Below are 26419 nucleotides of genomic sequence, written 5' to 3'. Positions count from 1 at the left end.
ACTTTAACGGCGCAGGCGCCCACTCAAGGCGGGGCGGGCAGCAGATCGTTTCCATGTTTGCAGCGGCGGACCGGCCATGCCCGGCCGGTCAACGGCCGCAACCAGGAGAAACCCATGCACATCAAGGTTCTCGGCGCCGCCGCCTGCATCGGCCATCCCGGCCACACCACCAGCTTCCTGATAGACGAAGACACCCTGATAGACTGCGGCACCGGCGTCACCAGCCTGCGCGCGGACGAGATGCTGTCCATCCGCCAGGTCTTGCTCACCCACAGCCACGCCGACCACTGCGGCTGCCTGCCGCTGCTGGCCGACGTCCACGCCAGCCGCCGCGGCCCCGGCATCACCGTCTACAGCCAGCAGGAAACGCTGGACGCGCTGCGCGCCCATCTGTTCAACGGCGAGCTGTGGCCGGACTACACCCGCCAGCCCAGCGTCGAACAGCCCTGGCTGCGGCTGCAGCCGGTGGAGCCCGGCTACGCGCTGCCGATAGGCGAAGGCCTGGCCACCGCGCTGCCGGCCAATCACAGCGTGCCGGCGCTGGGCTGGCTGATAGAGGGCAGCTGGCGCGCGCTGGCCTTCAGCGGCGACAGCGGCCCCTGCCCGGCCTTCTGGCAATGGGTGGCCAATGTGCCCTCGCTGACCGATGTGATCTGCGAGCTGACTTATACCGACGAGCGCCAGGGCGAAGCCGCGCGCCAGGGCCATATGACGCCCATGCTGCTGCTGCCCTTCCTGCCGCTGCTGCCGGCCAACACCCATCTGTGGATCAGCCACATCGACCCCGGCTGCCGCGAACACCTGCTGGAACAGCTGCGCTCGGAGTACCCGAACGGCCTGCGCGTCTGCCCGCTGCGCGAAGGCATGCTGATCGAACTGTAGCCGCCGGAGACCCGCGCCATGCAAGGCTATCAACTCTCTTTCTTCACCCAGCAGGACCACAGCCACGACGGCCAGCCGCTGGCGGAATGGATAGTGCAACAGGCGCGGCGGCTGAACCTCCGCGGCGCCACGCTGTTCGCCGCCAGCGAAGGCTACGGCCGCCACCGCCGGCTGCATTCCGCCCACTTCTTCGAGCTGGCGGACCAGCCGGAGGAAGTCACGCTGGTGCTCGGCGCCGACGAGGCCGAACGGCTGCTGGCCGCTCTCGCCGCCGCCGGAATCAGGGTGTTTTACGTGAAGACGCCGGTGGAGTTCGGCGTGTTGGGGGAGGAGGAATAAGAGCCCGCTCCGTCACACCGGGAAGGAGGACGGTTCGAATCGTTCAACCGCGGATCAACACCTCGGCGGGAATATGCAAGCCTTTATGCAGGCGGCGGATCATCGCGAGGCTGAGCGGCCGTTTGCGATTCAACACTTCATAGACGCGGTTGCGGTTGCCGAGATAAGCCTGCATGTCCGCCACCGTCAAACCGCCCTGCTCCATGCGGAATTTGATCGCCTCGATCGGATCCGGCAAATCGATGGGAAAGTGCTTGGCTTCGTAGGCCTGGACCAGCGTGGCCAGGATATCGAGACGTTCGCCTTCCGGCGAGTCCGCCGCCGGGTCGATCTCCACCAACGCCGATATCTCCTTGAGCGCGGCCTGATAGTCGGCTTCGCTGCGGATGGGACGGATATTCATGGAGACTCCATTTCCACGGTGGCGGCATCGACGGCATCGTACTGTGCGTGAGTGCCGATGAACTTGATGTAGACGATGCCCACCCGATAGGCGACGGCAACGATCAAGCGATAGTCATTGCCCTTGATATTGAACACCACCCGATTGGCCTTGATGAAGCTGGCGCTGCGATACCGGTCCTTGATGTCTTGCGGACTGGCCCAGCACGCCTGGCTCGCCTCATCCACCCACGCTTTCAGCGCTTGCTCGGCATTGGGATGTTGCGCCCAAAAAGCCTTCAAGGCGCGAGTGGCGATGATCTTCATGAGCGCATGATAGTCCCGATATGGGACCATAACAAGCTTGGCCGCCTAGCCAACAACACAGGGCACGGCCCGCAAGCCATGCCCTGTTCGCCCTGAGCGCCGCAGCCTCAGCGCGTCACGTCGAAGCCCGCGTCCTCCACCGCCGCCGCCAGCTCCTCCGGCGACACGATCTCCGCGTCGTACACCACCTTGGCCTGCTTCGCCTCCAGGCTCACCTCGGCCTCGCTGACGCCGGCCATGCCGCTGAGCACGCCGCTGACGCTTTTCACGCAACCCTGGCAGGTCATGCCATCCACTTTCATGATCAATTCGGACATTGCTTTCTCCTGAAAAAATTCAAATCTTCCCTCACCCCGATGCCGCCTTACTTCCAGCGCCGCAGCAGCAGCGAGTTGCTCACCACCGACACCGAACTCATCGCCATCGCCGCGCCGGCGATCACCGGGTTCAACATGCCCAGCGCCGCCAGCGGAATCCCCATCACGTTGTAGATGAAGGCAAACAACAGATTCTGCCGGATTTTGCGCAGGCTGGCGCGCGATAGCCGGATCGCGTCCACCGCGTGCATCAGGTCGCCGTGCATCAGGGTGATGTCGGCGGCCTCGATCGCCACGTCCGAGCCGGCGCCCATCGCCAGGCTGACGTCGGCGGCGGCCAGCGCCGGCGCGTCGTTGACGCCGTCGCCCATCATCGCCACCTTGAAGCCCTGCGCCTGCCAGCGCCGCACTTCCGCCGCCTTGTCCTGCGGCTTCACCTCGGCGCGGTAGTCGCGAATACCCGCCTCCGCGGCGATGCCGGCGGCGGTGACCGGATTGTCGCCGGTCAACATCGCCACCCGTATGCCCATCTGCTGCAACTGCGCCACCGCCCGGGCCGAGCTGGGGCGGATGCGGTCGGCGATGGCCAGCAGGCCCAGCAGCTCATCGCCGCGCGCCACCGCCACCACGGTGTTGCCCGCCTGCTGCAAGGGCAAGGCGGCGCTCAGCGCCTGCTCGCCCAGCCAGCCGGGCACGCCGGCTCGCACTAGGCCGTGGCCGGCCACTTCCGCCTGCACCCCCTGCCCCACCTGGGCGGCGAAACCGCTGACCGGCAGCAAGGGCAGGCCCTGCTGTTGCGCCTGCTGCAGGATGGCGCGCGCCAGCGGGTGTTCCGAACCGGCCTCCACGCTGGCCGCCAGCTGCAACACTAGGTCCGCGTCCGCCGCCAGCGGCAGCACTTGTTTCACTTGCGGCTTGCCCTCGGTCAGGGTGCCGGTCTTGTCCACCAGCAACACCCCCACCTGGCTGGCCAGCTCCAGCGCGGTGGCGTTGCGGAACAGAATGCCGCGCCGCGCGCCGTTGCCCACGCCCACCATCACCGCCGTCGGCGTGGCCAGGCCCAGCGCGCACGGGCAGGCGATCACCAGCACCGCCACCGCGTGGATCAGCGCCGCCGACCAATCCTGCAACCACAGGCCGGTGATGACGAAGGTCAGCAGGCTGATGCCCACCACCACCGGCACGAACACGCCGGAAATCACGTCCGCCAATTGCTGGATCGGCGCTTTCGAACCCTGGGCCGCGCTGACCAGGCGCACGATCTCGGCCAGTTGGGTGTCGCCGCCCACGCCGGTGGCGCGCACCTTCAACATGCCGTCCTGGTTGCGGGTGGCGGCGTAAACGCTGTCGCCGACGCGCTTGGCCACCGGCAGGCTTTCGCCGGTCAGCATGCTCTCGTCCAGCGCCGCCGCACCGTCCACCACCTCGCCGTCCACCGGCAGGGTTTCGCCGTGGCGCACCACCACCAGGTCGCCCTGCCGCAGCGCGGTGACCGCCACCTCCTCCACTCGGCCGTCCTCGCGCTCGACGCGGGCGGTCTTGGGCGCCAGCCGGATCAACTCCTCGATCGCAGCCGAAGTCTTGCCCTTGGCGCGCGCCTCCAGCAGCTTGCCCAGCAGCACCAGGGTGATCACCGAGGCGCTGGCTTCGAAATAGACATGCTGGCCTTCCAGCCCCAGCAGCGTCACCGCCGCCGACAACAGCCAGGCCATGCTGGTGCCCAGAGCCACCAGCACGTCCATATTGGCGCCGCCACCGCGCAGCGCCGCCCAGGCGCCCTTGTAGAAGCGCCAGCCGACGACGAACTGCACCGGCGTGGCCAGCGCCAACTGCCAGTAACGCGGCAGCCAGCCATGGTGGCCGCCGCTGAACATCGCCGCCATCTCGATCACGAAAGGCAACGTCAGCAAGGCGGAGAACGCGAACCACAGCCGCTCGCGCCGGTAGCGGCGCGCGTGCTCGGCGGCCAGCGTGTCGTCGCCCGGCCCGGCCTTGGCCGCGGCCTGGTAGCCGGCGCGGCTCACCGCGGCGATCAGCGCCGCCTCGTCGGCCAGTCCGGCCACGTAATCGACGCGCGCGGTCTCGCTGGCGAAGTTGACCTGGGCGGACACGCCCGGCAGCCGGTTCAGCACCTTCTCGATGCGACCGGCGCAGGCGGCGCAGGTCATGCCCTGGATATCCAGCTCCGCCTGCCGGCGCGGCACGGCGAAACCGGTCTTGGCGATGGTGTCCACCAGCGTCTGCGGCGGGGTTTTGACCGGGTCGAACGAGACCTTGGCGGATTCGCTGGCGAAATTGACCGCCGCCTCCACCCCGTCCAGCCGGTTCAACTGTTTTTCAATCCTGGCGGCGCAGGCCGCGCAACTCATGCCCTCAATCGGCAAATCCACGGTGCTTGCTGTCATGATGACCTCCTGGGCTGAATTATATACCCCCACAGGGTATATATGGCAAACCATTTTTTCGCGATTGACACAGCGCCGGGCTTTACCGCGCCGGCGGCCGCGTGGTAACAAGAAAGGCTGAGAACCCTTGCAGGAAAACGCTATGCCCCTGAAACGCTACGGCGACGATTGCGCTTTGATCGTGGTGGACGTGCAGAACAGTTTTTGTCCCGGCGGCGAGCTGGCGGTGGCCGACGGCGATCAGATCGTGCCGCTGATCAACCACATGATGCAGTTCTTCAATCGGGTGATCCTGACCCAGGACTGGCATCCGGCCAAACATGTTTCCTTCGCCAGCCAGCACCCCGGCACGCAGCCCTTCGACAGCATCACGCTGCCTTATGGCGAGCAGACGCTGTGGCCGGACCACTGCGTGGCCGGCAGCCACGGCGCGGCCTTCCACCCGGACCTGGACACCAGCCCTGCCCAGCTGATCATCCGCAAGGGCTGCAATCCGGCGCTGGACAGCTATTCCGCCTTTGTCGAAGCGGACCGCCAGACGCCCACCGGCCTGGCCGGCTATCTGGCCGAGCGCGGCGTCAAGCGGGTATGGCTGGCCGGGCTCGCCACCGACTTCTGCGTGGCCTGGAGCGCGCTGGACGCGCGCGCCGCCGGCCTGGAAACCACGGTGGTGGACGACGCCTGCCGCGGCATCAATCTGAACGGCTCGCTGAGCAGCGCCTGGGCGCAGATGCTGGCCGCCGGCGTACAGCGGCTGCGCTCGGACGAAGTCTAAACAAACCCGGCGCTGGCAGGCGCCGCAAGACCGCGAACCACCTTTTGAACACAAGAAAACACTTAGAACGTGTTTACGATCTCGCGAGCTAAGACGAGACAAGGCGAAAACGGCTGAGAAAGCGGAATGTACGAGTGGTACATGAGCATTTCTGAAGAGGTTTTCAACGCCCTTTTCTATCCATCCTGCCGACGCGCAGCAGATCGTAAACAGGTTCTTTAGGAGAAGAAGAATGAAGCTATTCCAACACGCCCGCCTCTGGCTCGCCGCCGGCCTGCTGCTGGCCGGCTTGGCGCGCGCGGACGCGCCGCTGGTGCTGATGACGGACTTTGGCCTCAAGGACGGCGCGGTGTCGGCTATGCGCGGCGTCGCCTATTCGGTGGACCCCAAGCTGACGCTGTCCGACCTGACCCACGAGATTCCCGATTACGACATCTGGAGCGGCGCCTACCGGCTATACCAGACCGCCAACTACTGGCCCAAGGGCACGGTGTTCGTGTCGGTGGTGGACCCCGGCGTCGGCACCGAACGCCAGTCGGTGGCGCTGAAAACCCGCGACGGCCGCTACTTCGTCAATCCCAACAACGGCCTGCTGACCCTGATCGCCGAGCGCGACGGCGTGGCCGAGCTGCGCCGCATCGACGAGAAAACCAACCGCCTGCAAGGCTCGGCGGACTCCTACACCTTCCACGGCCGCGACGTCTACGCCTACACCGGCGCGCGGCTGGCCGCCGGCAAGATCCGCTTCGAGGAAGTGGGCCCGCTGCTGCCGGCCGCCGCCGTGGTCAAGCTGCCGTATCAGCGCGCCGAAGCCGCCAGCGAGCGGATCAAGGGCATGATTCCGGTGCTGGACCCGCAATACGGCAATGTATGGACCAATATCCCCAAGAAGCTGTTCGAAGCCCAGGGCTTCCGCCCCGGCGACCTGGTGAAAGTGCGCATCTTCAAACAGGGCAAGCCGGTGGACGAGGTGGTGGCGCCCTACCGCCATACCTTCGGCGAAGTGGCCAGCGGCCAGCCGCTGGTCTACCTGAACAGCCTGCTGGACGTGTCGCTGGCGCTGAATATGGACAGCTACGCCGCCAAACGCGGCATCGGTTCCGGGCCGGAGTGGTCGGTGGAGCTGAGCCGGCCCTAAGAACCTGTTCAAAGTCTGCTGCGCTTCGTGAAGTGTTGCACGGTGAGTACAAGCTCAAAATGCTCATGTACCACGTGTACATTCCGCTTTTTCGCTTGTTTTCGCCTTGTCTCGCCCTTGCTCGCGAGACTTTGAACAGGCTCTAAGCGCTGCCGCTATTCAAAGTCGAACTTCAAGGTGGCGCTGCCCTGGAAGCCGCCCGGCGCCGGCCGCTCCGTCATTTTCACCGGCCAGGCGATCAAATCGAACAGCGCGCGCAGATTGTTGTAATCCAGCGCGATCGGAACCAGCTGATCGCCGCCCGGCAGCGCGCCGGGCACGGTGGGCGGCACCCGCTTGCCGCCGCTCTCCATCGCCACCGCCACGTTCTGGTGCGTGGTTTCCAGATAGCGCGCGTCCCGGCCGTGCGGCCGCCCTTCCAACGCCAGATTGACCCGCACGCCGGCGGAGATATTGGTGCACTGAATGTAAAAGCTGCGGCTCACCGCGCCTTGCCTGGAGCCGCCAGGCACGGCCAATTGGGATGCCAGCAGCGAGCCAAAGTCTATGGTGGTCGACTGGCCGGGCGCCAGCTTGCAGTTCTGCGGCACCGTCACGCTCATGCTCATGAACAGGCCCACCAGTGGCTTGACCGGTTCCGCGCCGGCGTCATGCATCGAGCCGAAAACGTCCAACACCTTGAATTCCGACACATTGATGACGCCGACAAAGGGACGGCTGATCAGCAGGTGCAGCCGGCCTCGGCTGCCGGTCTCAAAGTTGGACACCAGCGCTGAGCCCTGACTGCAATTGAAACTGCCGGTGTTTTCATTGAACAAGCGGCTCCACGGTGTCGGTTTAAAGGCCTTCACCAGCCCAGCAAGATAAATCTCAGTGCCCAGCTGCAGGTTGCGGTTGATCTCGTAAAACTGAACATTGACCCCGTTCACCCCCCGGCTCATGCCCTTGGCCAGCGAAGTCCGAGTCGTAAAATAGACGCCACCCGGCAATGTGCTGCCTGAGCAGGCGCAGCGTCCGGAGTACAAGCGTCCCAGGTTCCATTCATAGGCGTTGGGATACAAGGCGTCAGTGGCGTTTTCCTCCGGCGTGGCAAACACCCTGTTGAAGGCGAAACTGAATCTCTGCGCATTGTCGACCGGCTCGCATGCCCCGGCGCGGGCCATGTCGCCCAGAAGCAACATCAGCGATACAAGGCCGGCGCTCAACCAGATTCGGGTTTGTTTCATTAGCCAACGCTCCATTCCGTCACATTGCAAACTCCACCACTTAGACGGGCCTGCTCTGAAAAGGCCGAGCCCCGTTCCGGCGCGCCATCCTTTCAGCGCGCCTTCCTCTCCTGCTTCATCCCTGTCGTCCACGTCAATGCCCGGCGCAAACAAGGGCCATAGCCGGCCACGCGAAAATGCCGAGGCATCTCAGGAAAGCCGCGAGCTAGGGATAGGACACGACAAACGTGGCCGTCGCAGAGAAAGCGCCCGGCTGGATCGCCGCATCCGTGGTGCGGACGTAGTGGGCGTTCAGGTCCAGCGTCAGCACCGGCGTATCGCTGTTGGCGGTGCCCAGTGGGATGCGACGGCTGCTGTCGCTGCTGTCCGGCGGACCAAAGTACAGGTCGGTCTGACCATTGCGGCGCAACCGCACCCCTAGTCCTTTGGCGCTGCCGCTGACATTTACGTTATTGGCGAACAAGGTATGGCTGGTATTGGAAGGAGTGCCCGCATCCGTGAAATTGATCGACGGCTTGGCGTTGATCGCACAGTCCTCCAGCCGGATGCTGAACGACACGCGCCCCTGGGACACATCATCCTTGCGCTTCAGGCCGGAGACCTTGATCGAGTCCATCGCAACGCCTTGCCGCTGCGAGCTCAACGACACCTTGCAACTAGGCTTGGGCAGAGGCGGCAGCGTGCCGCCGCTCCAATTATCTAGGATGAAAGCGTAAACCAGTTTGGGGTTCTTCACGCTCCCCAGCAGGGACGAATCATTGCAGCCTTTGGACACATCCTGGCTCGCGCCGCTGCCGGTGCCATGCGCAATAATATAAAAACCGGCCGGCATGATCAGCACCGTTCCCCCTTGATAAAGCTTGGGGTCGGTCAGCACGAATTCCTGCACAAAATACTCCTGCTTGCTGTAGCTGCCCGCAGCCTGCGGAAAATCATCACCCCGGGCCCAGGTATTGGCATGATCATTGCCACTGTAGATGATCCGGCCGCCAAAACCGCCTTCAAAGTGACGCCAGCGAATGCCCAGCCCCGGAAGAACGGGGTGCGTGTCGAATCGACTGGAGTCAGGAGGACCAGTCCACCCCGCGCCCATGCGCATCCGGTCATTGTTGACGGGGTTGATCACGGTGTAGCCCACCGAAATGGCGTAAATTCTCCTATGCAACACATCGCCGGCCTTGGAGGCGCTGCTGAGCGGCACGCCAGGCACCTCGGTCACATTGGAGAGAATGGCTCTATCGTCACAACGGCTGATCTTGGCCTGGGCCGGCAGGCTGATCCACAGCAAAGCCAGCAGCAGCCCCCCCTGGCCAACAACCCGCTTTAGCCCGCGTTGAACTTGCCTACCTCCCGACAAACCGGCCTCTATTGGTTTCACTTCCCGCTTCATCTCTTACGCCTTCTCGTTTCGATCTAGTTGCAGCTAAGGATCCGTCGCTGGTAATACTGGCCGGGCTTGGCCGACGGCAGCTGGTAGTCCGCCACGCACTGGCCATCGCGCCATTTCACCGTCATCCGCCCGGTTTCCTGCTTAAGCAAGGTCAGCACTCGGCCCTTGGGGTCGACGATGCCCAGCGGCTTGCCGTCGCCGTCCTCCACGCTGGCGCCGAACGGCGCCGGCGCTCCGTCCGGCCGCAACAGGGTGAACTGGGCGCGCAGGCCGCGCCGGGCCTTGAACACGCCCTTGACCACGGCGCCGCGCCGCGGCACCACCAGCTTGACCGTGTCCTCCATCTCCACGTCGGCCCCAAGCTGACGGGTGTCCAGGCTCAGGGTGTTGACGCGGTAAGGCTGCGCATACGGCTGCACCGCGTAACCGTTGCGTCCCAGTTCGCCGCCGGCGCCGGTTCGCAACGGCGGCCCGGACACGCCGTCCACCTGCAACAGCGCGAAGGTGTCGCCCACCGTGCGGCTCAGGTTGACGCCGCCGCCGTGGGCGACGATGGCGCCGGACGCGCCGATATTGGTGGAGTGGTACTGGCGTCCCGCGTTATAGGCCGCGCTCAGCTGCATGAAGTCGGCGTTGTGGTTGACGCTGAAGCTGCCCGAGGTGCTGCCGTCGCGGCCGGTGTGGCCCAGCTGCGCCGAGTAGGAAGTGGCCTCGCTCAGATAGCCGCTGACGCCGGTTTGCAGCGTGGAGCCGCTGCCTGAGGTATGGCTGAGGTTGGAGTACAGCCGCGGCGAGCGCGGCTTGGCCCCCAGGGGCACGGTGAAGGTCAGCATCACCTGATTGCTGTTGCGGCCGCCGGGCCGGCTGTCGCGGTTCTGGCTGAAGGTGAAGTTGTAGCCCAGCAGTTTCCAGTTGTTGCCGTAGCCCAGGCCCACGCTGCCGGTGCTGCCGCTCTGTCCCCAATAGCTTTGCTGACTCAGGTTCAGATACAGGCTGCCGAAACGGCGCTCGCGGCCCAGGTCTTGCTGGGTGGTCAGGTCGATGCGCGAACGGCTGCGGCCGAACTGCCCCTGGCTGTTGCCGGCAAGATCGTTGGCGTGGTCGTTGAAGCTGCGGTAGCCGGAGGTGGAATAGCGGTAGGCGGCCAGCGTCAAGTTGGTCAGGGTGCGGGTGAAGGTCTTGGCGTACAGCAGCCGCAAACTCTGCCCCTGCTGCCGCTCGCCCCGGACCCGGCTGCCGGACTGGGTGAGGTCCAGCGACAAAGCGCCCAGCGGGGTATTGGTGCCCACGCCCAGGTTGACGGCCTGAAAGTTGGGCGTGAACTGAAAGCCCGCGGCCACGGTGCTATTGTCGCCGATGCCGTAGACCACGGTGCCGGCGGCCAAACTGGGGCGGACATCCTGGCCGCCCTGGTACTCGCCGAGCGCGACGCTGTACTGCCAGCGCCCCTTGCGCAGCATCAAGGGCAGGCTGGAGAAGGTCTGGTGCGTGACTCGCTGGCTGCCGTCGGCCTCGGTGACGGTGATTTCCAGGTCGCCGTTGGAGCCGGACGGGAAGATGTCGGTCAGCTCGAACGGCCCCGGCGGCACATTGGCGCGGTACAAGATGTAACCATTCTGGCGCACTTCCACCACCGCGTTGCTTTGCGCCTGGCCGCGCACCACCGGCGCGTAACCGCGCTCGCCGTCCGGCAGCATCGCGTCGTCGCTGGCCAGCTGCGCGCCGCGGAAGCGCACGCTGTCGAACAAGGTGGAGTCGGTGTATTGCTCGCCCAACGCCAGCTGGCTTTTCCAGCCGATGAGATCGCGCTGCAGCACGCTGCGGTTGCTGCGCGCCTTCATTTTCTCGCCGTCGGCCCAATTTAAGGTGCTGTCGTTGCGCAAGCGCCAGACGCCCAGATTGATGCCGTTCTGCAGACCGAGGAAGCCGCTGCGGCGGCTGACGCCGTCCGGTTCGCTGCTGCGGCTGTCATTGCCGCTGAACTGGTAGTTGACGTAGGCGGCGGCCACGCCCTCGTCCCACAGCGCCGGGTCGATATAGCCGCGCACGCTGCGGTTGAGGAAGGCCTGGGGGATGCTGAGCTTCAGTTGCAGCCGGTTGGCGTCGTAATCCACCGCCGCCTGTTCCATCAAGGCCGGCAGGTCCAGGCAGGCCGGGTCGTCGGCGGCCGGCGGCGGGCTCAGGCGTTGCAACAGCACGCCGGCGGCTTGCAGCATGTCTGCGTCGATGCAGGGCTCCACCTTGCCGCTGGCGGCGTGTTGCCGGAACACGACGTCGCGGCGTCCGGTCAGGTTGTCGTTGACCAGCACGTCCACCCGGTAGCTGCCGGGCAACAAGGCGTTGCCGGCGCTCAGCACCGCGCTCAAGTCGGCCGGACGGCCGGAGCCGTTGATGAAGTTGGTGTTGAAGGCCAACAAGGCGGGCGCGGGCGGCATGCCGCCCTCCATCGCCTCGGCGCGGGCCAGTTCCGCCAGCGCCAGCAGCAGGGCCAGGCAGCCGGGTTTCAGTGCGCAGCGGCGCTGGGGCGAAGGCTTATGCCAGGGCAAGCGGTTTGGGCGTTTACGCATGGTTGGGCTTTGCAGTCAGAAGGGGATCGGCAATCCTGGGCTGGCGCGGCAGACTCAAGGGCCAGGGACGCGCGGCGCGCGCTGCCGGGGATGGCCATCCTGGCCGGCGCCCAGCGCCACTTCGTACTCCACATGGCCGCCGAAGTCGTTGATGATGCCGTAATGCAGCTGCACGCCGGCGGCGGACGGCTTTAGCGACCATTGCCCGCTGCCGCCCGGAGCCACCATATAGGCGTTGGCCAGCTCTTTATCGCCGGCGCCGGCCTTGAGTTTCAAGTCCACCACCGTCACGTGATAGCGGCTGGGGTTGTCCACTCGCAGCACCGGCTTGCCCTCGGCCTGGAGCAAGCTCCAGCGCAAGCCTTCCGGCGCTTGCAAAGCCGCCTCGCTGCCCAGGCCCGGTGGCCGGAAGAACACCTTGATGCGCTGGCGTACCGCCAGCTGCAGCACATTGTCGCCCTTTGCCGCTTGGGGGATTTCCTGCACATTCAACCAGAACACCGATTCACGCTCGGGCTCGGCGCCAGCGCCTTCATACAACACGCGCAGCAGTTGCTGCTGCTTGGCCGGCAAGCGCGCCAATGGCGGCGTCACCGCGAACGGCAGCTCGTCCGGCTGGCCTTCCGCCGGCTCCAGCCAGGACTGGACCAGAATTTCCTCGCCCAGATTGCTGACGACGATGGAGGCCTCCTTATCCTTGCCATCGAAGATGACGCGGGTGCCGTTGAGGGCGATGCTGGCCCAGACAGGGCTGATGGCCAAGGTCAGCGCCAGGGACAAAATGGTTTTCATGAGTGCGACCACGAGATGTCCAACAATGGTTCCAAGGCGGCGGGTACGGCCCAGGACGCGAGAGGGAAACGGAGAGCGGCAAACCGCCCTCCTTGCTGACAGAGCCCATCCCGTCCGCACGGCACCGTCCATCTCATGCCGTGGGTCCGGAACAGACGCTTGGCGCCTGACGGCGCCGCATCGGCGCTTTACTCGTAAGTCAGCGTAAACGGCAGGCTGGCGTTGGCGATGCCGGGTACCTGCGTCGCCCCGGTGGTGACATAGGCGGCGGCAAAGCTGACGCGGCGGACCTCGCCAGCTACACCGGCAGCGTCTTCCTTCAGCAAAATCCCGTTGGTTAGGTCATAGGCCTTGGGATTGGCCGCCACGGCGCTGTCGAACACGGCGATGCCCACGCCTCGGGCGAAGCCCGCCGATTGAGTACCGTTGTTGACGCGCAGGATGTTGTTGCCGCTCAGCACTTCCGGCGCCGTGCCGGCCAGGTTCATCGTCACCTTGCTGGCAGTGGAGCAGATAATGTTGAAATCCACCTGCTTGCTGCCAGCGCCAGTGAACTTGGGATTGGCCACTGTGCCGATGTCCTCCACCGACACCGTACCCATGTCCACCTTGATGCTGGTGGCGTCGCCATTAGGCGAGCTGAGACGGCAAGAGTCCGAAATCACTTTGCCGGTGAAGTCGATCTGACCGGACAAGGTGTCGGCGAATACCGGGCTGACGGCGAAAGCTGCCAGCGCCGCCAGAATGAATTTCCCTTGCTTCTTGCTTGATAGTTTCATGTAAAGCCTCCTACAGATTGAAAAAGCCGCAAGCATGAAGCCGCGACATTCGAATGACGCTCACGCGCCAATGCCAAAACTTTCTAACAATCTGCGGAAGATTCTATGTTTTCAATAAGTTCTGAAATATAGGATTTGTCCTAAAATAACGTCATAAAAGTTATGATCCTACATAACCATGGACATCATTCAATTTCATCAACAAAAATAAATAAATAGGGAAAATGAATTTCGATGGACTTAAAGATTCAAGAAGAACGCATTTAAATACAAAAGGACATCAGGATAATCGGCGACGCAGAAACTCCCCCCGATGCTTGCGCTCCGGCACGGCGGGGGTGGAGAGAGAAAAAGGAAAAACGGCGGGCGCCGGGAAAGCGCGCGCTGTTCAAGGCCAGGCTGGCGGGCCCGGCCGGATACGGAAGCTGACGCTCCTGTCAGGAACGCGCCACCTTAAGAATCTGTTCAAAGTTTCGCGAGCCAGAGCGCGACAAGGCCTTGCGGTTGAGAAAGCGGAATGTACAAGTGGTACATGAGCATTTCAAAGCCGGCTTCAACGCCGTATCGCCGACGCGCAGCGGATGGCAGACAGGTTCTTGGTACCTGTTCAAAGTCTAGCGAGCTAGAGCGAGACAAGGCGAAACCGGTTGAGAAAGCGGAATGTACGAGTGGTACATGAGCATTTCGAAGCCGGTTTCAACGCCGTATCGCCGACGCGCAGCGGATGGCAGACAGGTTCTTAGTACCTGTTCAAAGTCTAGCGAGCTAGAGCGAGACAAGGCGAAACCGGTTGAGAAAGCGGAATGTACAAGTGGTACATGAGCATTTCGAAGCCGGTTTCAACGCCGTATCGCCGACGCGCAGCGGATGGCAGACAGGTTCTTACTACCTGTTCAAAGTCTAGCGAGCTAGAGCGAGACAAGGCGAAACCGGTTGAGAAAGCGGAATGTACAAGTGGTACATGAGCATTTCGAAGCCGGTTTCAACGCCGTATCGCCGACGCGCAGCGGACTTTGACCGGGTTCTTAAAGCCAGCGCCGCTTCCAGAACAACCACCCCAGCCCGCCGGCGATGCCCAGCATCGCCACCAGCACCAGGTGATAGCCGTAATGCCATTTCAGTTCCGGCATGTATTCGAAGTTCATGCCGTAGATGCCGGCGATCAGCGTCAGCGGCATGAAGATCATGGTCAAGACGGTGAGCACCCGCATTTGCAGGTTGAGCCTATGGGACTGGGTGGACAGATAAAGGTCCAGCATGTCGCCCACCATCTCGCGCGACATTTCCAGCGATTCGATCACATGCATGGTGTGGTCGTAGGCGTCGCGCAGATAGACCAGGGTCTCCGGCTTGAAGAAGCCGTGTTCGCCGCGGTTCAGCGAGATCAGCATTTCGCGCATCGGCATCAGCGCTCGGCGCAACTTCAGGCAGTCGCGCTTCAGCCGCTGGATCTGCAGCAGCACGCCCTGGTCGCGGCCGCGCAGCAGCATGGTGTCCATGCGCTCCACTTTTTCGTTGAACTCGGTGAGCACGCCGAAGTAGTCGTCTATCATCGCGTCCAGCAAGGAGTAGCCCAGGTAGTCGGCGTCCTTGTGGCGCAGCAGGCCGCGGCCGCGGCGCAGCCGTTCGCGCACTTCTTCGAACACGCCGGTGGGACGCTCCTGGAAACTCAGCACGAAGCGGCGGCCGATGACCAGGTAGATCTGGTCCGACAGCAAACGCCCCGCCCCGTTTTCGCTGTGCTGGTGATAGTCGAACACCCGGCTGGCGACGAACAGGTAATCGCCGTAGTCCTCCACCTTGGGGCGCTGCCGCGCGTTCATGATGTCTTCCAGCACCAGGGAGTGCAGGCCGAAACGCTGGCCGATGGCGCGCATCACCTCGGGCTGGTGCAGGCCGTAGACGTTGAGCCACAGCACGCCGCCGCCGGGCTGATGGGCCAGGCCCTCCGCCACGGTCTGGAACACGGTTTCCTGCAATTGCTCAGGCCCGTATTCGAACAGCGAGATCGAGGCCTCCGGCAGTTTGGCCTCGCCCACCGACAGCAGGGTGCCGGGCGCCTCGCCCAGCGTGGGTATGCGTTTTTTCAGCGTGGCGTGGCGCATGGGCGGCTCACACTTGCACGATGTCGAGCACGAAGCCGACGTTCTTCCACTGGCCGATCTCCTGCTTGAAGCCGCTGGCGGTCAGCGGGCTGCCTTTCAGCCAGACCTTGTTCAGCGTCAGCGCGAAGCCGGTGGCGTGCTGGCGCAGGTCCAGCATTTCCGGCAGCGCGATGCTGTTGCGGCTGCGGTGGAACAGCACCGCCAGCCGCAGCGCCACCACCGCCTGCCACAGGCTGGCGTCTTCCATGTACTGGCGCATCTTGCCCATGTCGCCGCGGTGGCCCAGCACGATGGCGGCCAGCGTGGCCTGCTCGCGCTTGGAGAAGCCGGGCATGTCGGCGTGCTGCAGAATGTAGGAGGAGTGCTTGTGATAGGCGGTGTGCGAGATGGTCAGCCCGATCTCGTGCAGCTTGGCCGCCCACAGCAGGCGCTTGAGCATGGCCTGGTCCACGTCCTCGCCGGCCACCATCCGGTACAGGCGCTCGGCCAGCGCGGTGACGCGCTCGGCCTGGGCGGTGTCCACATGGTAGCGGCGCTTGAACTGGGTGACGGTGGTATCGCGCATATCCTTTTCACGCTGGCGGCCCAATAGATCGTATAGCACGCCGTCGCGCAAAGCGCCTTCCGCCACCGTCATCTTGTCGATGGCCAGCTCCTGGAACACCGCGATCATGATGGCGAGGCCCCCGGCCAGCACCGGCGCGCGGTCGGCCTTGAGGCCGTTGACGTCGATGGCGGCGATGCTGCCCTGGCGGATCAGCAGCGCCTTGAGCTTTTCCATGCCGGCCAGGGTGATGTCGGCCGTGCTCCAGTCGTTGATTTCCAGCACGTCGCGCAAGGAGCGCGCGGTGCCGGAGGTGCCCACCGCCAGCTGCCATTCCTCGCGCTGGTATTGGTGGGCGATGCGCTGGATCTCATTGCGCGCGGCCAGGATGGCGTCCCGGAAATTGACCTGGGTCAGCTTGCCGTCGCCGAAATAGCGCAAGGTGTAGCTGACGCAGCCCAGGGGCAGGCTTTCGGTGACCAGCGCCTTGTAATGGCTGCCGATGATGAATTCGGTGGAGCCGCCGCCGATGTCCACCACCATGCGCCTTTCCTTGGTGTCCGGCAGCGAGTGGGCGGCGCCCAGATAGATCAGCCGCGCTTCTTCGCGGCCGGCGATCACTTCGATGGGAAAGCCCAGCAGCGGTTCGGCCTTGGCGATGAAGTCCGCCGCGTTCTTGGCCACCCGCAGGGTGTTGGTGCCCACGGCGCGCACTTGCGCCGGGGTGAAGCCGCGCAGGCGCTCGCCGAAGCGGGCGAGACAGGCCAGCGCCTTGTCCTGGGTTTCCTGGTCCAGCTGTTTGTCGGCGGTCAGCCCGGCGCCCAGGCGCACGGTCTCCTTCATCACGTCCAGCGCGTACAGCTGGTCGTCCACCACCCGCGACACTTGCAGGCGGAAGCTGTTGGAGCCCATATCGATGGTGGCGAGCACGTTGTTGGGGGGCGTGGTCAGTGTCAAAGACACCCCTTCTCTCTTTGTCAGGGCCCGCGCCCGCGCGGCGGCGCCGGCGGCAACGGGGGGGATTCATCGTCAGTTTGGATCGCCGGGACTGGCATGGACGCCGGACGCAACAATGGCGGCAACACCGAATGTTACCGCCATTTTAGTCAAACCGTCATGTCCAGTCGCCGTGGCCGGCGCGGCCGGGCTCAGCCCAGGGTTTCGCGCTTCTTGGTTTCCAGCGTGGTGTGGCGGATGTCCTTGCCCTTGACCAGGTAGACCACGTATTCGGAAATATTGGTGGCGTGGTCGCCGATGCGCTCGATCGCCTTGGAGATGAACAGGGTGTCGATGGACATGCTGATGGTGCGCGGGTCTTCCATCATGAAGGTGATCAGCTGGCGCAGTTCGGCGGCGAAGTCCTCGTCCAGCTCCTGGTCGGCTTCGGCCAGTTCCAGCGCGGCGCTGGTGTCCAGCCGGGCGAAGGCGTCCAGCGCGCGGCGCAGCATGCCCAGCGCCACGTCCGCCATTTTCTCGATCTCGCGGAAGCGCGGCACCTGGTAGCGCTCCGACTGATAGATGGTCTTGCCCATGCGCGCGATCTTCTTGGCTTCGTCGCCGATGCGCTCCAGATCGGTGATCACCTTGATCACGGTGAACACGATGCGCAGGTCGCTGGCGGCCGGCTGGCGGCGGGCGATGATGTGCAGGCAATCGTCGTCGATGGTGACTTCCATCGCGTTGACCAGCGCGTCCTCGGCAATCACCTTGTCCAGCTTTTCAATGTCGCCGGCCAGCAGGGCTTCCACCGCGGACAAAATCTGCTGCTCCACCAGTCCGCCCATCTGCAGGACGCGGGTGCGGATGGTTTCCAGCTCCATATCGAACTGTTTGGAAATATGCTCTGCCATGTCTGCCCCAAACCAAAACCTGTCAAAAAACGCTATGTTAATGCGGGCAGATGACGACGATGTGACAATTCATCTGCCCGCCCGCGGGCGGCGCAAGCCTGTTCAGAGGCAGGCATGCGCCGTCGGGACTTTGCACTGGCCGTTAACGGATTTCTTCGACGCCGCTCTGACGTCCCAACACCAGCACGTCGGCGCGGCGGCGCGCGAACAGACCGCAGGTGACCACGCCGGCCAGGTGGTTGATGATCTCTTCCAGCTCCACCGGCTTTTGGATTTTCAAGCCGTGCACGTCCAGGATCACATTGCCGTTGTCGGTGGTCACGCCCTGACGCAGCTCGGGGTGGCCGCCCAGCTTGACCAGCTCGCGCGCCACATAGCTGCGCGCCATCGGGATGACTTCGATCGGCAACGGGAAGCCGCCCAGCATGGCGACGTATTTGGTTTCGTCTGCGATGCAGATGAACTGCTCGGCCACGCTGGCGACGATCTTCTCGCGGGTCAGCGCGGCGCCGCCGCCCTTGATCATGTGCAGGTGGTGGTTGATTTCATCGGCGCCGTCGATGTAGACCTGCAGCGAATCCACTTCGTTGAGGTCGAACACCGGGATGTGGTGGGCCTTGAGGCGGGCGGTGGAGGCGTCGGAGCTGGACACCGCGCCGCGGATGCGGCCCTTGATCGCGGCCAGCTCTTCGATGAACAGATTGACGGTGCTGCCGGTGCCGACGCCGACGATGCAATCGTCCGGCACGAATTCAATGGCCTTCTTGGCCACGGCAAGCTTCAGCTGGTCCTGAGTCAACATGGTAATGCCTCCTGTGTTGGGATGGTATTGCGCCGGGCGGATTATGGCACGGGGCGGTCCGCCAGACACCTGTCATCAATCTAGAATCTCGAGCCGCGCACCGCGGTGCGGCCCGGTTTCACGCCGGCGCCAGCAGGCAGACGGCTTGCGCCTCTATCGCCTCGCAGCGGCCCAGATAGCCCAGCTTCTCGTTGGTCTTGCCCTTGACGTTGACCGCGTCCAGTTCCAGGCCCAGGTCCGCGGCGACGTTGGCGCGCATCGCGTCTATGTGCGAAGCCAGCTTGGGCTGCTGCGCGATCAGCGTGCTGTCCACGTTCACCGGCCGCCAGCCGGCGGCGCGCACGCGCTTGACCGCTTCGCGCAGCAGCGCGCGGCTGTCCGCGCCCTTGAATTCGGCGGCGGTGTCGGGGAAATGGCGGCCGATGTCGCCCAGCGCCGCCGCGCCCAGCAGCGCGTCGGTGATCGCGTGCAGCAAGGCGTCGGCGTCGGAGTGGCCCAGCAGGCCCTTGTCGTGCGGAATCAGCACGCCGCCCAGAATCAGCGGCCGGCCGGCCACCAGCTGATGCACGTCGTAGCCCTGTCCAACTCGAAACATATCAATCCTTTCTTGCCGCCAGCACCGCGCGCGCCAAGGCCAGATCGCGCGGATAAGTCACTTTGAAATTCTGGGCGTCGCCCTCCACCAGCCGCGGCTTGCCGCCGCAACGCTCTATCGCGGAGGCCTCGTCGGTCACGTCCGCCAGGTCGCCGCCTTGCAGCGCTTCCCGCAATTTGCCGTGACGGAACATCTGCGGGGTTTGCGCCAGCCACAGGCCGGCGCGCGAGACAGTGACCGCCACGCGCTGCTCGGCGTCGGCGCGCTTGACGGTGTCCGGCACCGGCAGCGCCAGCAGGCCACCCACCGGGTCGTCGCCCACCTCGGCCAGCAGCCGTTCCACCGCGTCCGCGGTCAGACAGCAGCGCGCGGCGTCGTGCACCAGCACCCAGTCGTCTGCCTCGCAGTCCAGCGCCTCCAGGCCGTTGCGCACGCTTTCGGCGCGGCTGACGCCGCCCACGCGCAGCACTTGCAGCTTGGGGATGTCCCAATCGAAATCGTCGAACCACTCGTCGCAGGGGGAAATCACCACCGCCACCGCCTCGACCGCGGGCACCGCGGCCAATGCCTGCAGGGTGTGCCACATCAAGGGCCTGCCGTTCAGTTGCAGGTATTGCTTGGGGCTGGGCGCGCCGAAGCGGCTGCCGTGGCCGGCGGCCGGCACCAGCGCCAGATAGCGGCTCACGCGCCCTCTCCGGCCGGCGTCTCCAGGCTGCGCCACAGGCAGCGGCCCTTCACCGACTTGTCCAGATCGTTCAGATAGCTCTGGTGATCGGCCAGCTCCTGCTCGTTGGCGCGCTTGACGATCAGCGGCTTGCGCTCGAAATCCATCGCGCCGTGCTGGCCGCCGGGCAGATCGACGTCGATGTCCATCACCAGGCTTTCCTGGCCGCGGGTCATCCACAGATAGACTTCGGACAGCAGTTCGCAGTCCACCAGCGCGCCGTGCAAGGTGCGGTTGGAGCGGTCGATCTCGAAGCGGTCGCACAAGGCGTCCAGGCTGTTGCGCTTGCCGGGGAACTGGTCGCGCGCCTCGCGCAGGGTGTCAATCACATTGGCGCACAGGTTCTTGATCGACGGCAGGCCTACCCGTTCGAACTCGGCGTTGAGGAAGCCGACGTCAAACGGCGCGTTGTGGATGATCAATTCCGCGTCGCGCAGGAAGTCGGCCATTTCCTCGGCCACCTCGCGGAACTTGGGCTTGCCTTCCAGGAACTCCAGCGAGATGCCGTGCACGCGCTGGGCGTCCGGATCGATGTCTCGCTCCGGATGGATGTAAAGATGCAGATGCTTGCCGGTGAGCTTGCGGTTGATCATTTCCAGGCCGGCGAATTCGATGATGCGATGGCCTTGGGCGTGTTCGAGACCGGTGGTTTCGGTATCGAGAATGATTTGTCTCATGCGCTGTCCTGGCGACGGCCGCCGCCGGCGGCGCCGCTCTGAATTCCGAGGAAGGGCGGGCGCGGCCGGCTCAGGCCAGCTCTACGCCGCGGTTGGCCAGTTGATCGGCCCGTTCGTTGAATTCATGGCCGGCGTGGCCTTTGACCCAACGCCACTCCACATGCAGGTGGCGGTTGCGTTCGGCGTCCAGTTGCTGCCACAGATCGGCGTTCTTCACCGGCTCCTTGGCCGCGGTCTTCCAGCCGCGCGCCTTCCAGCCGTGTATCCACTCGGAAATGCCCTTTTGCACGTATTGGGAGTCGGTGTACACCACCACCCGGCACGGCCGGTTCAGGGTGGCCAGGCCCTTGATCACCGCCAGCAACTCCATGCGGTTGTTGGTGGTGTTGGCCTCGCCGCCGCACACTTCCTTTTCCTTGCCTTTGAAGCGCAGCAAAGCGCCCCAGCCGCCCGGCCCCGGATTGCCCTTGCAGGCGCCGTCGGTATACATCTCTACCTTGTCTTCAGTCGTCATGCTGTCTCGTCATTGCCGGGGCTCGCGCCCCGCTTGCTGTGTTGTCTCATGGTTCCCGGTGGCTGTGATGACGCTCGTTGCCGGCGGCCACCGCCAGGCCGGCCTTGGCCTTGCCCTGCTTCCAGTTGGGCAGGATCAAGCGCATGCCGCGCTGACGCTTGATCGCCTCGATGCCGTACACGCCGGCGGCCAGCGGCCACCAGCGGTCTCCGGCCCGCTCCATGAAGCGGAAGCGCTGCACCCAGTCGCAGCGGGAGAACGGCGGCGCGTAGCCCATGAAGCCTCCGCTGGCGGGCTCCAGCTCCAGCAGGGTCAGCCAGTCCTTGATGCGCACCAGCGACAGGAAATTGCCGCTCCACGGCGCGTTCTCGCGCCCCTGGATCAGCCGGCGCACGCCCCACAGCGACACCGGATTGAAGCCGGTGAGGATCAGCCGGCCCTCCGGCATCAGCACGCGCTCGGCTTCGCGCAGTACCTGATGCGGCACGGTGGTAAAATCCAGCACATGCGGCATCACCAGCAGGTCCAGGCTGCGGCTCTCGAACGGCAGTTGTTCCGGAGCGCAGCGGATCTGCGCCGGCCCGGAGTCCGAAACGCGGCACTGCCAGGGAATGCGGTTGGCGCGCAGGAAATCGACTTCCGGCAAACCCAGCTGCACCGCATGAAAGCCGAACACGTCGGCGACGGCGCGGTCGAAATAAGCCTGCTCCCGCTCCAGCAGATAACATCCCAATTCGCTGGAGCACAGCCAGTCGCTAAACGAATTCTTCATCGAGAGAAGCCTTATGCCAGCCAAATTCACCGTCAGCCCGGTAGGGGCCTTCAGTGACAATTATATCTGGGTTTTGCATCACAGCGGCCGCGCCGTGGTGGTGGACCCGGGCGAGGCCGCGCCGGCGGCCGCCTTCCTGGAACGGGAAGGGCTGCGGCTGGAAGCCATCCTGATCACCCACCACCACGCCGACCACATCGGCGGCGTGGCCGAGCTGTCCGCGCGCTGGCCGGACGCCGCCGTCTACGGCCCGGCCGACATCGCCTCGGTCTCCCGACCGGTGATGGACGGGGCCCGCGTCGAGCTTTCCTTCGGCGCGGCCGCGGTGCTGGAAGTTCCGGGCCACACGCTGAACCACCTGGCCTACGTGATCGACGACGCGCTGTTCTGCGGCGACACCCTGTTCGGCGCCGGCTGTGGCCGGCTGTTCGAGGGCACGCCGCGGCAAATGCACGATTCGCTGGCCAAGCTGGCCGCGCTGCCGGACGCCACCAAGGTCTATCCGGCCCATGAGTACACCCTGGCCAATCTGCGCTTCGCGCTGACGGTGGAGCCAGGCAACCCGGTGCTGGCCATCCGCATGAGCCGGGACCTGAAGCTGCGCGAACAGGACCTGCCCACCCTGCCCTCCACCATCAGCCTGGAGCGCGCCAGCAACCCCTTCCTGCGCGCGCACGAGCCGGCGGTGCGCCAGTCCGCCGCGCACTGGAGCGGAAAGCCGCTGAACGACGCGGTGGAAGTTTTTTCCGCGCTGCGCGAGTGGAAAAACCGCTTCTGAAAACGCGTTTACTGTCTCGCGAGCCGGGGCGGAACAAGGTAAAGCCAGCGAAAGAAGCGGAACGCTAATGGGCCGCGCGCGCACGCCGAATCCACGGCTCGCCGCGTCCTCAGTCGCGACGCGCAGCGGGGCGCAAAGCGGCGCGAAAACCATGACAAGGAACTGAATCCTGAGCGGCGCTGTTAAAAATAACTGGCGCAGGACAGTCTGCATGGCCTATATGTCAGCAAAGCACATGAAGTTATTTGGTTTTTTGGTTGACACCCCTATGTTGGCTGTTTAGCATCAGCCGAAATCAGAATTCCGGGCCCGCCAAATGAATCGCTTCACCCCGTTGGCACTTTCGCTGTCATTTGCTTTTTTATTTGCCTCCGCCGCGCACGCGGACGGGGCGTTTCGCCAATCCGTCGGCGTGGACGAGGGCCTGGCCGCCGGCCTGGACATGATGCTGCTGAACTCCAGCCTGCTTCGCAACGGCGACAATGTCTGGGAACGCGCTCGCGAAGGCTTCCAACTGCCGGAAGTGAACGCCGACATCGTGCGCCGCCAGGAACGCTTTTATGCCAGCAAGCCGGAATACTTCCGCCGCACGCTGGACCGCAGTAGAAAATATCTGTTTCACATCATGAACGAGGTGGAGCGCCGCGGCATGCCCACCGAGCTGGCGCTGTTGCCGCTGGTGGAAAGCGCCTTCGTTCCCACCGCCAAATCCCATGTCGGCGCCTCCGGCCTGTGGCAGTTCATGCCGGCCACCGGCCGTCAGTACGGCCTGGAGCAAACCTGGTGGTACGACGGCCGCCGCGACGTGACCGAAGCCACCCGCGCCGCGCTGGACTACCTGGAAAACCTCTATGGGCAGTTCGGCGACTGGAACATCGCGCTGGCCGCCTACAACTGGGGCGAGGGCAACGTCTCCCGCGCCATCGCCCGGCTGCAGGCCAGCGGCCAGGAAGTCAGCTACGAAAACATCCGCATGCCCAACGAAACGCGCAACTACGCGCCCAAGTTGCTGGCGGTGCGCAACATCCTCAACGACCCGGCCAAGTTCGGCGTGCGTCTGGACAAATTCCCCAACAAGCCCTACTTCGTCGCCGTCTCCACCGGCAAGCACATGAACATCGACATCGCCGCCAAGCTGGCCGGCGTGTCCATCAACGAATTCAAAGAGCTGAACCCGGCGTTCAATCTGCCGGTGTACGCGCACAAAAACGGCCGCCAGATGCTGATCCCGGCGGCCAAGGCAGACAAATTCCAGGCCAATCTGGCCAAGTGGGACAAGCCGCTGCTGACCTGGGAGGTCTACACTCCGCCCGCGGACTCCAACGTCAGCCTGATCGCCAGCGAGCACGGCATGAGCGCCGGCCAGCTGATGAGCGCCAACAATCTGAGCGGCACCTCGCTCAAGGCCGGCCAGCCGGTGCTGGTGGCGATGAGCAAGGATCAGCGCGACATCCGTCCGCTGGACGCCACCGACACCGCCTTGCCGGAAAGCGGCGACAGCGCCACCTTGCTGGCGCAGGCGGACGCGCCGCGCGCGGCGCCGGCGGTGATGGTGGCCTCGGCCCAGGCCGTGCCGCCAACCGCTCCGGTCGCGCAGGCCCCGGCCCCGCAAGCGGCCGCCCAGCCGGCGCCGGTTTTGGCGGCCGCGCCGGAAGCCTCGCCGGCTCCGGCCAAAGCCGTCCTCGTGGCGGCGGCGCCCGCGGCCCTGCCCGTGGCCGACGCCGACGGCAACTACACCGTGGCCGCCGGCGACACTCTGTACAGCATCGCCCGTCGCTTCAACCTCGGCCTGGACGATTTGAAAACGGCCAATCAGCTGGACTCCAACACCGTGCTGGTCGGCCAGGTGCTGAACGTCAACAAGACTCTGGACAAGGGCGTGACCCTGCTGGCGGACAGCCGCGCCAGCCAGGCGCAGCAAGACGCCTTGCTCAAAGTCAGCGGCCTGCAGACCAGCCAGCGCGCCACCGGCAGCGTGCCGGCGGAATACGTGGTGCAGCGCGGCGACACCTTGTTCAGCATCGCCCGCCGCTTCGGCGTCAACCACAACGACATCCAGCGCTGGAACGACTCGCGCCAGCTGACCCGCTTGCAGCCGGGCCAGAAAGTGCGCATCCAGGGCCTATAAGCGCGTGGACGCAAGCAAAAAGCCAGGGCGAGCCCTGGCTTTTTTCATGCGCTAGCGGCTGCGCCCCTGGCTGGCGCTGCTCAGCCAGTGCCACACCATCAGCAGCACCCCGCGGCTGGGCGGCGGCACTTGCATCAGGCAGGGCAGCAGCTGCGCCAGCTCCTCGCGCAAATGCTCGGCGACCAGATTGAACTCCGCGGTCAGCCAGTGGCAATACGAGGGCTTGTCCAGCGCCAGCGGGCTCACCGCCTCGTCCAGCGCCTCCGCCAGCATCTCCGGTTGATTGAAGCGCATGCCGTGGGCGGCGCGCATCAGCGTGCGCACGATGGCGCGGCGCTGTTCCGCGCTGTCGCTCAAGGCCGGCGTGCCCTGGGCCACCTCGCTCATCCGGTCCAGCAGGCTGCACAAGGCGCGCTGCCGCCGCTGGATGGCGTCGAAGCGGGCGCCGGGCAGGCCGGACTCCTGCACCGCCGCGGCCACCAGGGCGCGCATGCGGATCAAGCGGCTGTTGAAGCGCTCCAGCGCCAGGCCGGCGTCCACTTCGCTCCGCCTCGCGATCTTGCTGTACAGGGTGGCCGCCTCGCGCAGATTGTCCGCCAGCAAAAAGCGCCAGCTGTCTATCGCCCGCAGCGGAAACAGGCCGGCGGCCACCAGGCCCAGCACGGAGCCGGCCAGCACATTGAAGCCGCGCCACAGCGCCGCCTCCACCGGCTCATTGCCCAGGCCGGCGACGATCACCATGGTCAAGCCCACCAGCAGCGCCAGATACTCGCCCTTGCCCAGCGCGAACCAGGCGCTGAGCATCACCAGCGCCGTCATCCACGCGTAGCAGGACAGCGGGGAATGGCGGTACAAGGCCATCGCCACCAGGCCGGCCGCCGCCCCCAGCAAGGAGCCGCCCATGCGTTGCAAGGCCTTGCGCCTCACCCCGCCCCAGTGCGGCACGCTGCCCAGCACGATCAGGATGGTCACCAGCATCCAGCTGCCGTGCGGTATCTCGAACAACAGGTTCAGGGCCAGCCCGACCAGAAACGCCGCGGCCACCCGCAGCACATGCGCCTGTCGGGCGTACAGATTCAGATAATACGGCGTCAGCAGAATGCGCCAGGACCGCCAGCGGCTGCCTTCCATCGCTCACTCCATCGTCTTGCTGTCCAGCCAGATCGTCACCGGACCGTCGTTGACCAGCGCCACTTGCATGTCCGCGCCGAACACCCCGGTGGGCACCGGCTTGCCCAGGGTCTGCGCCATCGCGGCGACAAACTGATCGAACAAGGGGCTGGACCGTTCCGGCCGAGCCGCGCGCGAATACGACGGCCGGTTGCCCTTCCTGGTGCTGGCGAACAGGGTGAACTGGCTGACCGCCAACACCTCGCCGCCGCTGTCCAGCACCGAGCGGTTCATCACCCCGGCCTCGTCGTTGAAGATGCGCAGCTGGCTGAGCTTGCGCGTCAGCCAGGCGATGTCCTCCGCCCCGTCCTCTTCTTCAATGCCCACCAGCAGCAGCAGCCCGGGGCCGATCTCCCCGCTCACGCGCCCTTCCACCGTCACCGACGCCTGCCGCACCCGCTGCACCAATACCCGCATGTCCTCTCCTTGCCAGAGCATCATA

Annotated in this window: 26 protein-coding genes; 6 read left to right on the top strand and 20 right to left on the bottom strand. The window is 65.0% G+C overall.

The annotated features are described in order from the left end of the window. The first annotated feature begins 114 nt into the window (after nt 1-114). The gene (locus VK98_RS02360; RefSeq protein ID WP_048412498.1) at nt 115-882 is read left to right on the top strand and encodes a 3',5'-cyclic-nucleotide phosphodiesterase; all 768 of its coding nucleotides are present in this window, start codon (nt 115-117) and stop codon (nt 880-882) included. Nucleotides 883-900: 18 nt separating this feature from the next. Next, nucleotides 901-1221 carry a DUF190 domain-containing protein gene (locus VK98_RS02355; RefSeq protein ID WP_048412497.1) on the top strand — a complete coding sequence of 107 codons (321 nt, stop codon included), beginning with the start codon at nt 901-903 and terminating at the stop codon, nt 1219-1221. A 43-nt stretch (nt 1222-1264) separates the two neighbouring features. On the opposite strand, the gene VK98_RS02350 is transcribed toward VK98_RS02355, so the two are convergent. The 4 genes from VK98_RS02350 to VK98_RS02335 all read right to left on the bottom strand — a co-directional run bounded on the left by VK98_RS02350 (nt 1265) and on the right by VK98_RS02335 (nt 4651). Continuing rightward, nucleotides 1265-1624, bottom strand: a complete 360-nt coding sequence (locus tag VK98_RS02350) for a type II toxin-antitoxin system HigA family antitoxin (protein ID WP_048412496.1) — start codon at nt 1622-1624, stop codon at nt 1265-1267. Then, on the bottom strand, nt 1621-1929 hold the full coding sequence (locus tag VK98_RS02345) for a type II toxin-antitoxin system HigB family toxin (protein WP_048412495.1): 309 nt from the start codon (nt 1927-1929) through the stop codon (nt 1621-1623). The genes VK98_RS02350 and VK98_RS02345 overlap by 4 nt, the downstream gene beginning before the upstream one ends. Before the next feature lie 107 nt (nt 1930-2036). Continuing rightward, on the bottom strand, nt 2037-2246 hold the full coding sequence (locus tag VK98_RS02340; RefSeq protein WP_019102750.1) for a heavy-metal-associated domain-containing protein: 210 nt from the start codon (nt 2244-2246) through the stop codon (nt 2037-2039). A 47-nt stretch (nt 2247-2293) separates the two neighbouring features. Then, nucleotides 2294-4651 (bottom strand): heavy metal translocating P-type ATPase, encoded by a 2358-nt coding sequence (locus VK98_RS02335; protein ID WP_048412494.1) that lies wholly within the window; start codon nt 4649-4651, stop codon nt 2294-2296. A 142-nt stretch (nt 4652-4793) separates the two neighbouring features. On the opposite strand from VK98_RS02335, the gene pncA reads away from it, so the two are divergent. Together pncA and VK98_RS02325 are read left to right on the top strand one after the other, a co-directional pair. Then, nucleotides 4794-5426, top strand: coding sequence for a bifunctional nicotinamidase/pyrazinamidase (pncA, locus tag VK98_RS02330; RefSeq protein ID WP_156187735.1), 633 nt, complete (start codon nt 4794-4796; stop codon nt 5424-5426). Nucleotides 5427-5658: 232 nt separating this feature from the next. Beyond that, complete coding sequence (locus VK98_RS02325) at nt 5659-6564, top strand: S-adenosyl-l-methionine hydroxide adenosyltransferase family protein (protein ID WP_082158723.1); 906 nt, start codon at nt 5659-5661, stop codon at nt 6562-6564. Between the two features lie 155 nt (nt 6565-6719). On the opposite strand, the gene VK98_RS02320 is transcribed toward VK98_RS02325, so the two are convergent. The 14 genes from VK98_RS02320 to VK98_RS02255 form a co-directional block, all read right to left on the bottom strand. Continuing rightward, nucleotides 6720-7790 (bottom strand): fimbrial protein, encoded by a 1071-nt coding sequence (locus VK98_RS02320; RefSeq protein WP_197082937.1) that lies wholly within the window; start codon nt 7788-7790, stop codon nt 6720-6722. Between the two features lie 205 nt (nt 7791-7995). Continuing rightward, nucleotides 7996-9180, bottom strand: a complete 1185-nt coding sequence (locus VK98_RS02315) for a fimbrial protein (protein ID WP_048412492.1) — start codon at nt 9178-9180, stop codon at nt 7996-7998. Between the two features lie 23 nt (nt 9181-9203). After that, entirely contained in the window at nt 9204-11747 is a 2544-nt protein-coding gene (locus tag VK98_RS02310) for a fimbria/pilus outer membrane usher protein (RefSeq protein ID WP_048412491.1), read from the bottom strand. A gap of 54 nt (nt 11748-11801) precedes the next feature. After that, the gene (locus VK98_RS02305; RefSeq protein ID WP_048412490.1) at nt 11802-12539 is read right to left on the bottom strand and encodes a molecular chaperone; all 738 of its coding nucleotides are present in this window, start codon (nt 12537-12539) and stop codon (nt 11802-11804) included. Between the two features lie 188 nt (nt 12540-12727). Continuing rightward, complete coding sequence (locus VK98_RS02300) at nt 12728-13318, bottom strand: fimbrial protein (protein ID WP_053077185.1); 591 nt, start codon at nt 13316-13318, stop codon at nt 12728-12730. Between the two features lie 1025 nt (nt 13319-14343). Continuing rightward, complete coding sequence (gene corA / locus VK98_RS02295) at nt 14344-15423, bottom strand: magnesium/cobalt transporter CorA (RefSeq protein WP_048412489.1); 1080 nt, start codon at nt 15421-15423, stop codon at nt 14344-14346. A gap of 7 nt (nt 15424-15430) precedes the next feature. Then, complete coding sequence (ppx, locus tag VK98_RS02290; protein ID WP_275899872.1) at nt 15431-16924, bottom strand: exopolyphosphatase; 1494 nt, start codon at nt 16922-16924, stop codon at nt 15431-15433. Nucleotides 16925-17115: 191 nt separating this feature from the next. Beyond that, the gene (gene phoU, locus VK98_RS02285) at nt 17116-17817 is read right to left on the bottom strand and encodes a phosphate signaling complex protein PhoU (RefSeq protein WP_048412488.1); all 702 of its coding nucleotides are present in this window, start codon (nt 17815-17817) and stop codon (nt 17116-17118) included. Between the two features lie 142 nt (nt 17818-17959). Next, nucleotides 17960-18619 (bottom strand): ribose-5-phosphate isomerase RpiA, encoded by a 660-nt coding sequence (rpiA, locus tag VK98_RS02280; RefSeq protein ID WP_048412487.1) that lies wholly within the window; start codon nt 18617-18619, stop codon nt 17960-17962. A 118-nt stretch (nt 18620-18737) separates the two neighbouring features. After that, nucleotides 18738-19214: a 2-C-methyl-D-erythritol 2,4-cyclodiphosphate synthase gene (gene ispF / locus VK98_RS02275; RefSeq protein ID WP_048412486.1), complete on the bottom strand. Its 477-nt coding sequence runs from the start codon at nt 19212-19214 to the stop codon at nt 18738-18740. A gap of 1 nt (nt 19215) precedes the next feature. Next, a complete protein-coding gene (gene ispD, locus VK98_RS02270; protein WP_048412485.1) occupies nt 19216-19899 on the bottom strand; it encodes a 2-C-methyl-D-erythritol 4-phosphate cytidylyltransferase in 684 nt (227 codons plus the stop codon). Further along, complete coding sequence (gene dnaQ, locus VK98_RS02265; protein WP_048412484.1) at nt 19896-20615, bottom strand: DNA polymerase III subunit epsilon; 720 nt, start codon at nt 20613-20615, stop codon at nt 19896-19898. Before dnaQ ends, ispD begins: the two co-directional genes overlap by 4 nt. Before the next feature lie 70 nt (nt 20616-20685). Then, a complete protein-coding gene (gene rnhA, locus VK98_RS02260; protein ID WP_048412483.1) occupies nt 20686-21129 on the bottom strand; it encodes a ribonuclease HI in 444 nt (147 codons plus the stop codon). A 46-nt stretch (nt 21130-21175) separates the two neighbouring features. Next, nucleotides 21176-21901: a class I SAM-dependent methyltransferase gene (locus VK98_RS02255; RefSeq protein ID WP_048412482.1), complete on the bottom strand. Its 726-nt coding sequence runs from the start codon at nt 21899-21901 to the stop codon at nt 21176-21178. Nucleotides 21902-21914: 13 nt separating this feature from the next. On the opposite strand from VK98_RS02255, the gene gloB reads away from it, so the two are divergent. Both gloB and VK98_RS02245 read left to right on the top strand, forming a co-directional pair. Beyond that, nucleotides 21915-22679 carry a hydroxyacylglutathione hydrolase gene (gene gloB / locus VK98_RS02250; protein WP_048412481.1) on the top strand — a complete coding sequence of 255 codons (765 nt, stop codon included), beginning with the start codon at nt 21915-21917 and terminating at the stop codon, nt 22677-22679. A gap of 316 nt (nt 22680-22995) precedes the next feature. Beyond that, entirely contained in the window at nt 22996-24807 is a 1812-nt protein-coding gene (locus VK98_RS02245; protein WP_048412480.1) for a LysM peptidoglycan-binding domain-containing protein, read from the top strand. A gap of 51 nt (nt 24808-24858) precedes the next feature. Here the strand turns inward: VK98_RS02245 and VK98_RS02240 are convergent, their stop codons facing one another. Together VK98_RS02240 and dtd are read right to left on the bottom strand one after the other, a co-directional pair. After that, nucleotides 24859-25938, bottom strand: a complete 1080-nt coding sequence (locus VK98_RS02240) for an FUSC family protein (RefSeq protein WP_053077184.1) — start codon at nt 25936-25938, stop codon at nt 24859-24861. 3 nt (nt 25939-25941) lie between these two features. Beyond that, nucleotides 25942-26394 (bottom strand): D-aminoacyl-tRNA deacylase, encoded by a 453-nt coding sequence (gene dtd / locus VK98_RS02235; protein WP_048412479.1) that lies wholly within the window; start codon nt 26392-26394, stop codon nt 25942-25944. Between the last annotated feature and the right edge of the window lie 25 nt (nt 26395-26419).

Source organism: Chromobacterium sp. LK11 (assembly GCF_001043705.1).
In the GTDB taxonomy this organism is placed as follows: Bacteria; Pseudomonadota; Gammaproteobacteria; order Burkholderiales; family Chromobacteriaceae; genus Chromobacterium; species Chromobacterium alkanivorans.
Note: the sequence above shows the minus strand (reverse complement) of the source record. Positions and strands in the feature narration are given on the sequence as shown.

Bases quoted from the DNA above. Each gene is read 5' to 3' on its own strand.
- VK98_RS02360 (WP_048412498.1), top strand. From the start codon at position 115: ATGCACATCAAGGTTCTCGGCGCCGCCGCCTGCATCGGCCATCCCGGC.
- VK98_RS02355 (WP_048412497.1), top strand. From the start codon at position 901: ATGCAAGGCTATCAACTCTCTTTCTTCACCCAGCAGGACCACAGCCAC.
- VK98_RS02350 (WP_048412496.1), bottom strand. From the start codon at position 1,624: ATGAATATCCGTCCCATCCGCAGCGAAGCCGACTATCAGGCCGCGCTC.
- VK98_RS02345 (WP_048412495.1), bottom strand. From the start codon at position 1,929: ATGAAGATCATCGCCACTCGCGCCTTGAAGGCTTTTTGGGCGCAACAT.
- VK98_RS02340 (WP_019102750.1), bottom strand. From the start codon at position 2,246: ATGTCCGAATTGATCATGAAAGTGGATGGCATGACCTGCCAGGGTTGC.
- VK98_RS02335 (WP_048412494.1), bottom strand. From the start codon at position 4,651: ATGACAGCAAGCACCGTGGATTTGCCGATTGAGGGCATGAGTTGCGCG.
- pncA (WP_156187735.1), top strand. From the start codon at position 4,794: ATGCCCCTGAAACGCTACGGCGACGATTGCGCTTTGATCGTGGTGGAC.
- VK98_RS02325 (WP_082158723.1), top strand. From the start codon at position 5,659: ATGAAGCTATTCCAACACGCCCGCCTCTGGCTCGCCGCCGGCCTGCTG.
- VK98_RS02320 (WP_197082937.1), bottom strand. From the start codon at position 7,790: ATGAAACAAACCCGAATCTGGTTGAGCGCCGGCCTTGTATCGCTGATG.
- VK98_RS02315 (WP_048412492.1), bottom strand. From the start codon at position 9,180: ATGAAGCGGGAAGTGAAACCAATAGAGGCCGGTTTGTCGGGAGGTAGG.
- VK98_RS02310 (WP_048412491.1), bottom strand. From the start codon at position 11,747: ATGCGTAAACGCCCAAACCGCTTGCCCTGGCATAAGCCTTCGCCCCAG.
- VK98_RS02305 (WP_048412490.1), bottom strand. From the start codon at position 12,539: ATGAAAACCATTTTGTCCCTGGCGCTGACCTTGGCCATCAGCCCTGTC.
- VK98_RS02300 (WP_053077185.1), bottom strand. From the start codon at position 13,318: ATGAAACTATCAAGCAAGAAGCAAGGGAAATTCATTCTGGCGGCGCTG.
- corA (WP_048412489.1), bottom strand. From the start codon at position 15,423: ATGCGCCACGCCACGCTGAAAAAACGCATACCCACGCTGGGCGAGGCG.
- phoU (WP_048412488.1), bottom strand. From the start codon at position 17,817: ATGGCAGAGCATATTTCCAAACAGTTCGATATGGAGCTGGAAACCATC.
- rpiA (WP_048412487.1), bottom strand. From the start codon at position 18,619: ATGTTGACTCAGGACCAGCTGAAGCTTGCCGTGGCCAAGAAGGCCATT.
- ispF (WP_048412486.1), bottom strand. From the start codon at position 19,214: ATGTTTCGAGTTGGACAGGGCTACGACGTGCATCAGCTGGTGGCCGGC.
- dnaQ (WP_048412484.1), bottom strand. From the start codon at position 20,615: ATGAGACAAATCATTCTCGATACCGAAACCACCGGTCTCGAACACGCC.
- rnhA (WP_048412483.1), bottom strand. From the start codon at position 21,129: ATGACGACTGAAGACAAGGTAGAGATGTATACCGACGGCGCCTGCAAG.
- VK98_RS02255 (WP_048412482.1), bottom strand. From the start codon at position 21,901: ATGAAGAATTCGTTTAGCGACTGGCTGTGCTCCAGCGAATTGGGATGT.
- gloB (WP_048412481.1), top strand. From the start codon at position 21,915: ATGCCAGCCAAATTCACCGTCAGCCCGGTAGGGGCCTTCAGTGACAAT.
- VK98_RS02245 (WP_048412480.1), top strand. From the start codon at position 22,996: ATGAATCGCTTCACCCCGTTGGCACTTTCGCTGTCATTTGCTTTTTTA.
- VK98_RS02240 (WP_053077184.1), bottom strand. From the start codon at position 25,938: ATGGAAGGCAGCCGCTGGCGGTCCTGGCGCATTCTGCTGACGCCGTAT.
- dtd (WP_048412479.1), bottom strand. From the start codon at position 26,394: ATGCGGGTATTGGTGCAGCGGGTGCGGCAGGCGTCGGTGACGGTGGAA.